The organism is Streptomyces sp. NBC_00237 (assembly GCF_026342435.1).
Lineage (GTDB): Bacteria > Actinomycetota > Actinomycetes > Streptomycetales > Streptomycetaceae > Streptomyces.
Map to the genome: position 1 here is coordinate 374,379 of NZ_JAPEMT010000005.1, position 13,169 is coordinate 387,547.

At 72.0% G+C, this 13,169-nt stretch carries 13 protein-coding genes; 10 read left to right on the plus strand and 3 right to left on the minus strand.

What is annotated here, in order from left to right; genetic code table 11:
* The first annotated feature begins 203 nt into the window (after window positions 1-203).
* The 6 genes from OG897_RS37445 to OG897_RS37470 all read left to right on the plus strand — a co-directional run bounded on the left by OG897_RS37445 (window position 204) and on the right by OG897_RS37470 (window position 6,951).
* Window positions 204-554 carry a thioredoxin family protein gene (locus tag OG897_RS37445; RefSeq protein ID WP_266664317.1) on the plus strand — a complete coding sequence of 117 codons (351 nt, stop codon included), beginning with the start codon at window positions 204-206 and terminating at the stop codon, window positions 552-554.
* A 246-nt stretch (window positions 555-800) separates the two neighbouring features.
* Window positions 801-1,313, plus strand: a complete 513-nt coding sequence (locus tag OG897_RS37450) for a flavin reductase family protein (protein WP_266664319.1) — start codon at window positions 801-803, stop codon at window positions 1,311-1,313.
* Window positions 1,314-1,560: 247 nt separating this feature from the next.
* On the plus strand, window positions 1,561-2,346 hold the full coding sequence (locus tag OG897_RS37455) for an electron transfer flavoprotein subunit beta/FixA family protein (protein ID WP_266660906.1): 786 nt from the start codon (window positions 1,561-1,563) through the stop codon (window positions 2,344-2,346).
* Window positions 2,347-2,400: 54 nt separating this feature from the next.
* Window positions 2,401-3,363, plus strand: a complete 963-nt coding sequence (locus tag OG897_RS37460; protein WP_266660904.1) for an electron transfer flavoprotein subunit alpha/FixB family protein — start codon at window positions 2,401-2,403, stop codon at window positions 3,361-3,363.
* 163 nt (window positions 3,364-3,526) lie between these two features.
* Window positions 3,527-4,825 (plus strand): aldolase/citrate lyase family protein, encoded by a 1,299-nt coding sequence (locus OG897_RS37465; protein WP_266664321.1) that lies wholly within the window; start codon window positions 3,527-3,529, stop codon window positions 4,823-4,825.
* Between the two features lie 83 nt (window positions 4,826-4,908).
* Window positions 4,909-6,951 carry a serine/threonine-protein kinase gene (locus tag OG897_RS37470; protein WP_266664610.1) on the plus strand — a complete coding sequence of 681 codons (2,043 nt, stop codon included), beginning with the start codon at window positions 4,909-4,911 and terminating at the stop codon, window positions 6,949-6,951.
* Window positions 6,952-7,059: 108 nt separating this feature from the next.
* On the opposite strand, the gene OG897_RS37475 is transcribed toward OG897_RS37470, so the two are convergent.
* Window positions 7,060-8,115, minus strand: coding sequence for a LacI family DNA-binding transcriptional regulator (locus OG897_RS37475; protein ID WP_266664323.1), 1,056 nt, complete (start codon window positions 8,113-8,115; stop codon window positions 7,060-7,062).
* Between the two features lie 229 nt (window positions 8,116-8,344).
* Between OG897_RS37475 and OG897_RS37480 the strand changes: the two genes are divergently transcribed.
* The 3 genes from OG897_RS37480 to OG897_RS37490 all read left to right on the plus strand — a co-directional run bounded on the left by OG897_RS37480 (window position 8,345) and on the right by OG897_RS37490 (window position 10,828).
* On the plus strand, window positions 8,345-9,298 hold the full coding sequence (locus OG897_RS37480) for an ROK family protein (RefSeq protein WP_266664325.1): 954 nt from the start codon (window positions 8,345-8,347) through the stop codon (window positions 9,296-9,298).
* Between the two features lie 143 nt (window positions 9,299-9,441).
* Window positions 9,442-10,047: a cupin domain-containing protein gene (locus OG897_RS37485; protein WP_266664327.1), complete on the plus strand. Its 606-nt coding sequence runs from the start codon at window positions 9,442-9,444 to the stop codon at window positions 10,045-10,047.
* Entirely contained in the window at window positions 10,040-10,828 is a 789-nt protein-coding gene (locus OG897_RS37490) for an SDR family NAD(P)-dependent oxidoreductase (protein ID WP_266664329.1), read from the plus strand. Before OG897_RS37485 ends, OG897_RS37490 begins: the two co-directional genes overlap by 8 nt.
* A gap of 6 nt (window positions 10,829-10,834) precedes the next feature.
* Here the strand turns inward: OG897_RS37490 and OG897_RS37495 are convergent, their stop codons facing one another.
* Window positions 10,835-11,017, minus strand: coding sequence for a hypothetical protein (locus tag OG897_RS37495; protein WP_266664331.1), 183 nt, complete (start codon window positions 11,015-11,017; stop codon window positions 10,835-10,837).
* Window positions 11,018-11,301: 284 nt separating this feature from the next.
* Between OG897_RS37495 and OG897_RS37500 the strand changes: the two genes are divergently transcribed.
* Complete coding sequence (locus OG897_RS37500) at window positions 11,302-12,363, plus strand: NUDIX domain-containing protein (protein WP_266664333.1); 1,062 nt, start codon at window positions 11,302-11,304, stop codon at window positions 12,361-12,363.
* Window positions 12,364-12,439: 76 nt separating this feature from the next.
* Here the strand turns inward: OG897_RS37500 and OG897_RS37505 are convergent, their stop codons facing one another.
* Window positions 12,440-13,150: an MBL fold metallo-hydrolase gene (locus tag OG897_RS37505; protein ID WP_266664335.1), complete on the minus strand. Its 711-nt coding sequence runs from the start codon at window positions 13,148-13,150 to the stop codon at window positions 12,440-12,442.
* Between the last annotated feature and the right edge of the window lie 19 nt (window positions 13,151-13,169).

Sequence of the window (13,169 nt, forward strand, 5' to 3'; positions counted from 1 at the left end):
CGTTGGGCAGATCGTGCCCCATGTACGGCCGAGTAGCCAGTCCCCAGGTGCCCAGAACGCGAGATTCTCGTCACGTCCCACGATGTCCGTCCATGCCCTGACCTGCTGCGGATCCGGAACAAGTGTTGTACGCCCGCGGGAATCGCAGCACCGCGCGGCACGCTGCACACTGTGACAAGCAGGACGTAAGGGGAGGGTGAAATATGCCGGAACGGGACGGTGACCGACGGCTTGAAGGCGATGGCCGACGGCTGGGAACGGTCGAACTCGGCGTCGAACGGGGGGAGCGGGCCACGCTCGTGCAGTTCTCCAGCGCCTTCTGCCAGCCCTGCCGGGCCACGCGCAGGACCCTCGAAGAGGTCGCCGCGATGGTGGACGGGGTCACGTACGTGGAGATCGACGCGGAGGACAACCTCGCGCTCGTACGGGAACTGGACGTCCGGCAGACGCCGACCGTGCTCGTCCTGGACGCGGCGGGACGGACCGTGCGCCGGGCGACGGGGCAGCCGCGCCGGGTCGACGTCATCGCGGCACTGGGACACGCTGTCGCATGAGGGCACGGACGGCCCTTTCAGGGGTGCCGCGTGACACAAAGTGATCAATCTCCCATCGCCCCGCCCCGGATGCGCACTTGACGCTGCCCGCCCGGAATCGTCAATCTGACGTCATGCCGTCGGAACTCCTTCTCTACGGGCGGGCCCATGTGGACCTGGCCCGCAACGCGAGCGCGCGCTGTCCGAGTGCCTGAGCAGCCACGGACCACACCAGCGCGCATTCCGTTCCTCCAGAAGGACAGCTCCATGACGCTCCAGCCCACCCTCGCCGTTCCGCAACAGGCCACGCCCGACTTGCTCCGCTCGGTCTTCCGGCAGCACGCCGCGGGGGTCGCCGTCATCACGGCGGCCGGTCCCGGCGGCCGCCCCGTGGGATTCACCGCCACCTCCCTCAACTCCGTCGCCGCCGAGCCTCCGTTGATCTCCTTCGGCATCGGCACCGGCTCCTCCAGCTGGCCCGTCGTCGCGGATGCCGAGCACATCGGCGTCCACATACTCGGTGACCATCAGGAGGCGCTCGCGGCGACGTTCGCCCGCAGTGGTGCCGACCGTTTCGCCGAGCCCACCCGCTGGCACGCGGGGCCCTACGGCGTTCCCGTGCTCGACGGCGTCCTGGCGTGGCTGGTGTGCCGTGTGGTGGCGCGGGTGCCCGCCGGGGACCACCGCATCGTGCTCGCCCAGGCCGTCGCGGGAGACCCCTCGGGCGAGGGGCGGCCGCTTCTCTACCACCAGGGGCGCTTCAACGCCCTGCGCGACTGAAACGCTTCCCGGAAGACAGGAGCGCTTTCCGGAAGCAGGGGCCCGAAAGCACGGATGTGTCGGTGATTACGCAGCGTTGGCAAGGTCACAGTTACCAGCGCTTGCTTGTGGGGAACCCTCTGGGTGTACTGACGAGTAATATTCCGGTCGGGGCGCAACCCGCCCCGACCGGAAACCGCCCCTTCAGGCGCCTATGCTGCCTGCAACGAGGCAGCCGACAAATAGACGATGCAGTAGGAGACCCGGCGTGAGCTTGAGGATCGTTGTCTGTGTGAAGTACGTGCCCGACGCCACTGGCGACCGGCACTTCGCCGATGACCTGACGGTCGACCGGGACGATGTCGACGGTCTGCTGTCGGAGCTGGACGAGTACGCGGTCGAGCAGGCGCTGCAGATCGCGGACGAGGCCGATGACGCGGAGATCACCGTGCTGACGGTGGGTCCCGAGGACGCGAAGGACGCGCTGCGCAAGGCGTTGTCGATGGGTGCGGACAAGGCGGTGCACGTCGAGGACGACGATCTGCACGGCTCCGACGTGATGGCGACGTCGCTGGTGCTCGCGAAGGCGATCGAGAAGACGGGTTACGACCTGGTGATCGCCGGTATGGCGTCCACCGACGGCACGATGGGTGTGCTCCCGGCGATCCTGGCCGAGCGCCTGGGTGTCCCGCAGGTCACCCTGCTGTCCGAGGTCAAGGTCGCCGACGGCAAGGTGACTGGCCGCCGGGACGGCGACGCGGCCTCCGAGCAGCTCGAAGCCTCCCTCCCGGCCGTGGTGTCGGTGACCGACCAGTCCGGTGAGGCCCGCTACCCCTCGTTCAAGGGGATCATGGCGGCGAAGAAGAAGCCGGTGGAGTCCCTGGACCTGGACGACCTGGACCTGGAGGCCGAGCTGGTGGGCCTGGCAGGCTCCTGGACCGCAGTCGACGCGGCGGACAAGCGTCCCGAGCGCACCGCGGGCACGATCGTCAAGGACGAGGGCGAGGGCGGCAAGCAGCTCGCCGCGTTCCTCGCGGGCCAGAAGTTCATCTGAGCCCGCGCCCGCCCCTTCTCGTCTTCTTCCCTTCGTCTTCGCAGGAGCTTTCCCATGGCTGAAGTTCTCGTCTATGTCGACCACGTGGACGGTGCCGTCCGCAAGCCCACCCTGGAACTGCTGACCCTGGCCCGGCGGATCGGTGAGCCGGTCGCGGTGTTCCTGGGGGCCGGTGGCGACGCCGCCGCCCCCGTCCTCGGGGAGCACGGGGCGACCCGGGTGCTGAGTGTGGACGCCCCGGAGTTCGGTGACTACCTGGTGGTGCCGAAGGTCGACGCCCTCCAGGCCGCGTTCGCCGCGGTGTCGCCGGTGGCCGTGCTGGTGCCGTCCTCGGCGGAGGGCAAGGAGATCGCGGCCCGTCTCGCGGTGCGGATCCAGTCGGGCCTCATCACCGACGCCGTCGACCTCGAAGCCGGACCGGAGGGCCCGGTGGCCACGCAGGCCGCGTTCGCCGCGTCCTACACCACCAAGTCCCGGGTCTCGCGGGGTGTCCCGGTCATCACCGTCAAGCCGAACTCGGCCCCGGTCGAGGCCGCCCCCGCCGCCGGTGCGGTCGAGGCCCTGACGGTGTCGTTCTCGGACGCGGCCACCGGTACGAAGGTCGTGTCCCGCACCCCCCGGGAGTCCACCGGGCGTCCGGAGCTGACCGAGGCCGCGATCGTGGTCTCCGGCGGCCGGGGCGTCAACGGCGCGGAGAACTTCTCCGTCATCGAGAAGCTCGCCGACTCCCTCGGCGCGGCCGTCGGCGCCTCCCGCGCCGCCGTGGACGCGGGCTGGTACCCGCACTCCAACCAGGTCGGCCAGACCGGCAAGAGTGTCTCCCCGCAGCTGTACATCGCCTCCGGCATCTCCGGCGCGATCCAGCACCGGGCCGGTATGCAGACCTCGAAGACCATCGTCGCGATCAACAAGGACGCCGAAGCCCCGATCTTCGACCTCGTCGACTACGGCGTCGTCGGCGACCTCTTCAACGTCGTCCCCCAGCTCACCGAAGAGGTCACCTCCCGCAAGGGCTGACCTGCACCTTTCTGTACGACTCGGGGCCGCGCGGCGATATCTGCCGCGCGGCCCCGAGCCGTTGCGGTACGTGTCCCAGGCACCCATTGACTCCGGTGGTGAGCCGCATTAACTTCGCTATGCGGATTGTTGATTCCGTGAAGCGGAAACATGGAGGGTTGGAATGGGTCAGCAGGAGAAGGTGGCAACGAGCCTCGCCGGCGCGGTCAGCGAGGGGATCAGCGCCTCCCTCGTACCGATCGACGCTGAGCTTGAGCGCCGCTACCCCGGAGACCCCGGGACCCGGCAGCCCGTCCACACCGTCTACGTACCCGGCAACCTCTACGACGCGGGCACCATCCGCTCGTGGGGGGAGACGGCGCTGAAGATGCTCGACGAGCACGCCCCGAACGCCGCCGCGTTCGCCGAGGTGCTCGGCCTCGACGCCTCCCTCGCCGACGCCGTGTACGACCGGGTGCGCGCCAAGCTGGAGCGCGAGCCGATCGAGGACCTGCGTGTCGACTTCGAGGACGGCTACACCGGCTCCGCCGCCGACGAGGACACCTACGCGGCGCGTGCCGCGCGCCTGGTGGCCGCCTCGTACCAGGACGGCACGGCGGCCCCGTACACCGGCATCCGCCTGAAGTGCTTCGAGGCGCCGGTGCGCGACCGGGCCATCCGCACCCTGGACGTCTTCCTGACCGGGCTGATGGAGAACGGCGGGCTGCCCGACGGCCTCGTGCTGACGCTGCCCAAGGTGACGTACTGCGAGCAGGTCACCGCGATGGTGCGCCTCGTCGAGGCGTTCGAGAAGGCGCACGGCCTGCCGGAGGGCCGAATCGGCTTCGAGATCCAGATCGAGACCAGCCAGTCCATCCTCGGCGGCGACGGCACCGCCACCGTCGCCCGCATGATCGACGCCGCCGAGGGCCGGGCGACCGGTCTGCACTACGGCACCTTCGACTACAGCGCCTGCCTCGGCGTCAGCGCCGCCTACCAGGCCAGCGACCACCCGGCCGCCGACCACGCGAAGGCGATCATGCAGGTCGCCGCCGCCGGTACCGGCGTGCGCGTCTCGGACGGCTCCACCAACGTCCTGCCCGTCGGCTCCACCGAGAAGGTGCACGACGCCTGGCGGCTGCACTACGGCCTCACCCGCCGCGCTCTGTCCCGCGCCTACTTCCAGGGCTGGGACATGCACCCGGGCCACCTCCCGACCCGTTACGCGGCCGTCTTCACGTACTACCGCGAGGGCTTCGAGCAGGCCGCCGCGCGTCTGGCCGCGTACGCCAACCAGGTCACCGGCGGCGACGTCGCCGACGAGCCCGCGTCCGCCAAGGCGCTCGCCTCGTACCTGCTGCGCGGCATCCAGTGCGGCGCGCTCGACGCCGCCGAGGTCGCCAGGCTCAGCGGGCTGACCCAGGCCGACCTGGAGGGCTTCGCCGCACCGCGTCGCGGAGACCTCACCGCGTCTGCCGCGTAACCGTCCGACACCGTCTGCCCGGCTGTCACTGCTGCCCCGTAGTCTGTTCGCGACCACTTTTGGCGTAACGGAACGGGGCAGTGGTGGCGACGGGGGAGAACGAGCGGCTGGCCGGCCGCTACCGGGTGATCGAGCAGCTCGGCAGGGGCGGCATGGGCGTCGTGTGGCGCGCCGTCGACGAGGTGCTCGGCCGCGAGGTCGCCGTCAAGGAACTGCGTACGTACAACGACTCCTCCGCCCCTGAGCTGGCCGACCTCACGGTCCGCATGCAGCGCGAGGCGCGGGCCGCCGCCCGGGTCAGGCACTCCGGAGTCGTCGCCGTCCACGACGTCACCGAGCACGACGGCCGTCCCGTCATCGTGATGGAACTCGTCGACGGCCCGTCCCTCGACGACGTCCTCAGCGAGCGCGGGCCGCTCGACCCCCGCGAGGCCGCCGGTATCGGCGCGAAGGTGCTGGAGTCGCTGGCCGCCGCTCACCGCGTCGGCGTACTGCACCGCGACGTCAAGCCCGGCAACATCCTGCTGGAGCACGGCGGCCGCGTCGTCCTCACCGACTTCGGCATCGCCGCCATGGAGGACCCGGGCGACGGTTCCACCACCCATCTCACCCGCAGCGGCGAACTGGTCGGCTCCCTCGACTACTTGGCACCCGAGCGCGCCCAGGGGCAGGAGCCAGGACCCGCCTCCGACGTGTGGGCGCTGGGTGCGACGCTGTACGCGGCGGTCGAGGGCGGCTCGCCGTTCCGCCGTACGTCGACCTGGTCCACGCTGACCGCGATCGTCGTGGAACCGCTGCCCGAACCGGTGCGCTCCGGTCCGCTCGGGCCCGTGCTGCAACGGCTGATGAGCAAGGACCCGGCACACCGTCCGGGCGCGGAGGAGGCGGCCCTGCTGCTGGCCGCCGTCGCCGACGGCACCGCGCCGGGAGCGGGGACCGACGCGGTGCACCCCTCGGCCGGGCAGGCTCAACTTCCTTCCCAGCAGCAGGGATTCGGTCCCGCTGCCGCCTACGGGCAGCAGCAGGCGCAGGGGTTCGGCCCGCACACCCCGCCCGCTTCACCGGCGTACGGTGCTGAGGGCCCGGCCTACCCGGGAGGCCCGACGCCTGCGGGGCAGAGCCCGTACCCGACCGGCCCCACCCCGGCCGCGTACTCCCCGTACGGGACCGGGCCTGCGGCTTCCACCGGGCAGGCTTTCACCGGGCAGCAGGCATACGGATCGGGGTCCGTCCCCTCCGGCGGCGGCCCGGCGGCGCAACCGTCATCGGCGGCAGCCGCTCCCGTGTCCGCTTCCCAGCAGGGCGGATCGCACGGCGCGGGCGGACCGCGGGGTTCGGGCGCGGCGTCCGGCGGACGCCGCAAGGCAGTCGTCGCGGCGGGCGTGGCCGCCGTGCTGCTGGTCGGCGCGGGCGTGACGTACGCGGTCAGCGGCCGGGACGGCGACACCAGGGCATCCGGCAGCCCGACGGCCACCGGATCCGCCGGGGACGGCGACGCTCCCCGCGAGGACAGCCCGCTGGCCCCGGGTTCGCTGCCCACCGACGCCGACCTGAAGACCAAGGCGCCCACGCCCCCGGACAAGGACGGCTCGGACAAGGACGGCAAGGGCAAGGGCAAGGACGCCGACAAGGGAAAGCCCACGCCCACGAAGGGCGGCAAGGAGAGCGGAGCGGGCGGCGACGGCACGTCCACGGGCGGCAAGAACAGCGGCGGCACGACCGGCGCTTCCACCGGCGGCAAGCCCGACGGCGGGTCGTCCGGTTCCGGCAGCGGATCCACGGGCGGCGGCTCGAACGGCACGACCGGAGGCAACAACCCGCCTGCGCCACCCCCGCCTCCCGCGCCGGCCTGTCGCGGTGCGGGCGGCGGCAAGTACAACTGCGACGTGTGGCGCACCTCGGACTCGATCCGTACGAACGGAGACCGGGCGGGCACGCTCAACGCGGGCACCAACTACTTCTACTGCCAGGCCGATCTGGGCCGCCGGGTGACCTACGGCAAGTGGACGAACGTGTGGTGGGCCAAGACCGACGACGACAGCGGCAACACGAACGTGTACGTCAGTGTGGTCTACCTCAAGGGCGGCGACAACGACCGACCGCTGCCGGGTCTGCCCACCTGTTGACAGGCACGGTTATTGAGGAGCGCGACCCGGCACGGCCCGCTGCCCGGCACCGGGACGTGTTCGCGCGGCCAAGTCATACGTGCTTCCAGGCGTAGCCGCGCGGAGTGGTCAGGCGCGGTCCCACGGCGGGATCTCGCCCGAGCCGCGTGCCACGAGCCGGGTCTCAAGGATCACGGGAGCCGGTGCGCCGCCCGCCCCGTCGAGCCTGCTGAACAGCAGGTCGGCGGCGGTGCGGCCGAGCGTCGCCGCGTCCTGCGCGACGACCGTGACCCCCGGGACCAGCAGGTCGGCGAGCTCGAAGTCGTCGAACCCGACCAGCGCGACGGGCCGTTCGCGCCCGGCCAGCACCCGCACCACCGTGACCGTCACCCGGTTGTTTCCGGTGAAGACGGCGGTGACCGGCTCGTGCGGCGCGTCCAGCATGGCCTCCGTCGCGGCCCGTACCCTCCCCGGTTCCGTGCTGCCCAGCGCCACCCACGCGTCCGCGACCGGAAGTCCCGCGTCCGCCATCGCCGCGTGATACCCGCGCAGGCGCTCGGTCGCGGTGTGAATGCGCGGCTGGTCGCCGACGAAACCGATCCTGCGGTGCCCGTGCGCGATCAGATGGGCGACTCCGGCCCGTGCACCGCCGAAGCTGTCGGACCGTACGACATCGGCGTCGATCAGGCCCGCCGGGCGGTCCACGAACACGATCGCCACGCCCGCCGCCATCTCCGGCTCCAGGTAGCGGTGGTCGTCCCCGGCGGGGATCACGATCAGCCCGTCGACGCGGCGCGCACACAGCGCGAGCACCAACTCCTGTTCCCGGTCCGGGTCTTCGGCGCTGGAGCCGTTGATGAGCAGGGCCCCGTGCGCGCGGGCGACCTCCTCCACGGCGCGGTTCAGCGGCCCGTAGAAGGGGTCGGCGAGGTCTTCGAGGACCAGCCCGATGCTCGCCGTACGGCCTTTGCGCAGCACCCGGGCGCTGTCGTTGCGGCGGAAGCCGAGGGCGTCGATGGCCTCCCTGACGCGTCGTTCGGTGTCCGGGGTGACGCCGGGCTCGGCGTTGACCACCCGGGAGACCGTCTTGAGGCCGACACCCGCGCGCGCGGCGACGTCCTTCATCGTCGGCCGGTTGCCGTAACGGCGTTGCGGCGGCACGGGACGCGGGGAACTCCCCGGCATCGGGGTCCGGGACCTCCCTGCGGCGGGAGACGGAGGGGCGGTGTCGGCCACGGGGCGCTGTCCTGTCGGTCGTTGGTGCGGGCGAGCGGGAAGGGCGGAGCGGGCGTGCTGGTCGTCGGTGCGGCACCGAGCATAGGGCCCCGTCATCTGGACAACGTTGTCAGCTCAACGGAGACTGGCCCAGTCCTTTGATCTTTCTTGTTCCCCTTCTTACTGGAGATGTTCACCGATGCCCATCGAGTTCACCGACCTCGTCGCCGCGCTCGACATCGGCGGAACCAAGATCGCTGGTGCGCTGGTGGACGACACCGGGCGGATCCACCTCAAGGTCCAGCGGCCGACCCCCGCGCAGGAGGACGGCGACGTGGTGATGGGCGCGGTGGCGGAGGTCGTCGCCGAGCTGGGCACGTCGCCCCTGTGGGCCCGGGTGCGGGCGGTGGGCATCGGCAGCGCGGGCCCCGTCGACGCGTCCGCCGGAACGGTCAGCCCCGTCAACGTCCTTGGCTGGCGCGGCTTTCCGCTGGTCGCGCGGGTGAGCGAGGTGGTGGGAGATCTTCCCGTACGACTCGTGGGCGACGGCGTCGCGATGACCGCCGCCGAACACTGGCAGGGTGCGGCGCGCGGCTACGCCAACGCCCTCTGTCTGGTCGTCTCGACCGGCGTCGGCGGCGGCCTCGTCCTCGACGGCCGACTCCACCCCGGCCCCACGGGCAACGCGGGTCACATTGGCCACATCAGCGTCGAGTTGGACGGCGACCTCTGCCCCTGCGGGTCGCGCGGCTGCGTCGAACGCATCGCCAGCGGACCCAACATCGCCCGCCGCGCCGTCGAACAGGGCTGGCGCCCCGGCCCCGACGGCGACACCTCCGCCGCGGCCGTCGCTGCCGCCGCCGAGGCCGGTGACCCCGTCGCCCTCGCCTCCTTCGAGCGCGCCGCCCAGGCGCTGGCCGCCGGGATCGCCGCCACCGCGACGCTCGTCGAGGTGGAGATCGCGGTGGTCGGCGGGGGAGTGGCGGGCGCGGGCGAGGTCCTCTTCGCCCCGCTCCGGCGTGCCCTCGGGGACTACGCCAAGCTGTCGTTCGTACGGAAGCTGCGTGTCGTCCCCGCCCGCATGGGAACCGACGCTGGCCTGGTGGGCGCGGCTGCCGCAGCGCTGCTGGGCACGGACCCGGTCAGCGGCTGAGCTTCGCTCTCCCCCGGTCCGCAGGGCCACAGTCGGCCCCCGTCCCCGCCGTCCGTGACCACCATCCGCACCGTCCGCGCGCCACTCGCGTCGGCCGGTCCGGCGCGAGGCGTAGGCGGCTCGGCGGTGGGTACGTTCGGCCCGTGACCGCCCACCAGGAACGACACGAGGGTCAACGCAAGGACCAACGCGAGGGTCAACGCGAGGGCCAACGCAAGGGCCAGCGCGCGGACCAACTCGCCGAAGCCCGCCGCCTCGCGGAGTTCCACGGCCTCCAACCCCTCCCCGTCGAAGGGGGGTTGTTCCGGCAGACCTGGGCCGGGGAGCCCGACGCCGCGGGACGTCCGTCCGGTACGGCGATCATGGTGCTGCTCACCAGTGCGCCCGGCGACTTCTCCGCCCTGCACCGGCTTCCCACCGACGAGGTCTGGCACTTCTACCGGGGCGACGCCCTGGAACTTCTCCTCCTCGGCCCCGACGGCACCGCCCGCCGCATCCTCCTCGGCGGCCCCGAAGGAACGGTGCAGTACGTCGTCAAGGCGGGCACCTGGATGGGCGCGCGCGTCGCTCCGGGCGGAGCCTGGTCGTTGTTCGGCACGACCATGGCCCCCGGCTTCCTCCCGACGGACTACGAGGGTGGCGACGCCGAGGACCTCAGCCTCCGCTACCCGGAACAGGCCGTGCTCGTAAGGGAGTTGTGCCGTCCGGACGCCCCTCTGACCATGACCGAAGGTGACGATGATGCCTGAGACCCCCGCCCGCGACACCACGCTCCCCGGCCTCACCGGCCGCGTCGCCCTCGTCACCGGAGCCAGCGGACTCATCGGCTCCGGGATCGCCGCCCGGTTCGCCGCCGCCGGGGCCGCCGTCGTCGTCCACTACCGGCAGGACGAGAAGAGCGCCCAGCACCTCGCCACCCGCATCGTCGGCGACGGGGGCCGAGCCCTGACCGTACAGGCGGATCTGACCCGGGAATCGGAGTGCGAGCGGCTCGTCGAGACGGCCGCCGACTGGCAGGGCGGTCTGGACGCGCTCGTCAACAACGCCGGAATCCAGCCGGTCCGGGCACTCGCCGACATGACCGCCGACGACTGGCGCACGCTGTACGACGCCAATTCCACCAGTGCCTTCTCCTGCACCCGCGCCGCCGCCCCGCTGCTCGCCGCGCGCGGCGGGGGCAGCATCACCCACATCGCCTCGATCGAGGGGACCATGGCGACCCCCGGGCACGCGCACTACTGCGCGTCCAAGGCCGCCCTGATCATGTTCGCCCGCTCGGCGGCCCTGGAGTACGGGCCCGACGCCGTCCGCGTGAACACCGTCTCGCCCGGCCTGATCGACCGGCCAGGGCTCGCCGACGACTGGCCCGACGGCGTACGCCGCTGGACCGGGACCGCACCCCTGGGCCGCCTCGGCAGCCCCGCCGACATCGGCAACGCCTGCGTCTTCCTCGCCTCCGACGCCGCCGCCTGGATCACCGGTACGAATCTGGTGGTGGACGGCGGAGTGAGCGCCGCCCCCACCTGGTAGCCGTACTCAGAGGGCTCCGGCCTCGGCCGGGACCTGCCGGATCTCGACCACGAGGAACGCGTCCGCGTCCAGGTCCATGACGACCTCCGCCAGACATCCCTCCGCGCGGCGGGCGTTGGCGTACTCCTCGGCGGGCCAGCTGCCGCGCGGGCCCCCGGCCGGAAAACGTCGCAAAACAGTGCGGTTCATGCCGCACCCCCTTCGTCCGTGCTCCTGCTGTACTTCTGTGCGCCCAACGAGACTCCGTCACCAGCGGTCACGGTCGCAGTCGTCCCGGGAGCGCCCCCGTTGTCCGCATGGACGCGCGTGGACAGGCGGAACGTTGCTTGCGACAGGCCACAGGACGGCCACGGTTGTGTGCGTGAACCGTCGCGGTGCGTACGCGGACCGGGGAAGGCCCCATCCCGCAGGAGCCGGTGTCCGTGGCAGGGTGTTGCGGGCAGGCCACTGGGGGCTACGGCAGAGGGGGAACCGTGATCATTTGGATCAACGGCGCGTTCGGAGCGGGCAAGACCAGTACCGCGCGCGAGCTGATCGACCTGATCCCGAACAGCACCTTCTACGACCCGGAGGTGATCGGCGCCGGGCTCCGCCACCTGCTGCCGCCCAAGCGGCTCGCCGAGGTGAGCGACTACCAGGACCTGCCGATCTGGCGCCGCCTGGTCGTCGACACCGCCGCCGCCCTGCTCGCCGAGGTGGGCGGGGTGCTGGTGGTGCCGATGACACTGCTGCGGCAGGAGTACCGGGACGAGATCTTCGGTGGGCTCGCCTCCCGGCGCATCCTGGTGCGACACGTGCTGCTCCAGGTTGAGGAAACGATCCTGCGAGAGCGGATCGCCGCCCGCGAGGAGCCCGGCATGAGCGAGGCCGACACCGAGATACGGGTGCGCCAGTGGGCGTACGACCACATCGAGCCGTATCACGCCGCTCTCCGCTGGATCACCGCCGACGCGCACGTGGTCGACGGCGGCGACCGCACCCCGTACGAGACGGCGGAGGCCGTCGCCGAAGCGGTGCGGACGGGTCGGGCCCGGCCCTGCGAGATAGTGCAGACGCCGCCGCCGAAGGCCGAGACCCTCGCGGCGGGTGTGCTCCTCTTTGACGCCGAGGACCGCGTGCTGCTCGTGGACCCCACGTACAAGCCGGGCTGGGAGTTCCCCGGGGGTGTCGTGGAGAGCGGCGAGCCGCCCGCCAGGGCGGGCCTGCGCGAGGTCGCCGAGGAGACGGGGATACGGCTCGACCGGGAGCCCCGGTTGCTGGTGGTCGACTGGGAACCGCCCCGGCCACCCGCGTTCGGCGGGCTGCGGATGCTGTTCGACGGCGGTCGGCTGGAGGGCGACGCGGCACGGCAGGTGAGGCTGCCGGGGCCGGAGTTGCGGCAGTGGCGGTTCGTCACCGAGGAGGAGGCGGCCGGACTCCTCCCGCCCGAACGGTACGAACGGCTGCGCTGGGCGCTGCGCGCCAGGACCGGGGGAACGGTGTACAACCTGGAGGGCGGGGTGCCGGTGGGCGGCGGGCCCGCCACCGGCCGCTGACCGGTCCTGCTCGTCTGCCACTGGCTGCTGACGGGCCGCTGAACGGTTCTGCTCGTCTGTCACCGGCCGCTGGGTCCTACTGGCCCGTCGACGCCTTGTCCGCCGCCGCGATCAGCAGCGTCGCGGTGTCCTTCGTCAGCGGGTCGCCGTGCCCGAAGCAGGCGACGGACGGGGCCAGCGACGCGAGGCGGCGCATCGTGGCCAGCGCCTGCTCGCGGTCCACGTTGAACACCCCGAGCATCACCTCGCCCACCGCCGCGATGCTGTCGCCCGTGAACAGCACGCCGTGGTGCGGGAGATGGACCGCGAGGGAACCGTCCGTGTGCCCGGGGGCGTGCACGACACGCGCACCGCCGCCGAAGTCGAGTACGTCGCCCTCCTCCAGCTCCCGGTCGACCCGGGTGGCCGGAGCCTCCGGAACGGTCAACCCGTGCTCGTACAGGGGCCGTTCCCAGTCGAGCAGCACCGGCTCGGGGGTCGGGGCGAGACCGCGCACCACCGGGGCGTCCAACCGGTGTGCCAGCACCTCGGCGCCGTACCGCCCGGCCAACTCCTCGGCGGCGCCCACGTGGTCGCGGTGGCAGTGCGTGAGCACGATGCGGCGCAGGTCGCGCGGGTCCGCGCCCAGGCTCCGTATCGCCTGCTCGATGTCGGCGGCGGCATCGCGGTGGCCCGCGTCGATCAGCGTCAACTCGGTCCCGTCGGAGGTCTCTTCGCGCCACAGGTACGCCTGGCCGATCGGGAAACGCAGCATGTGCAGGTGCGGAAGCATTTCTACGAGGTCCATGGGGCGAACGTACGAGAGG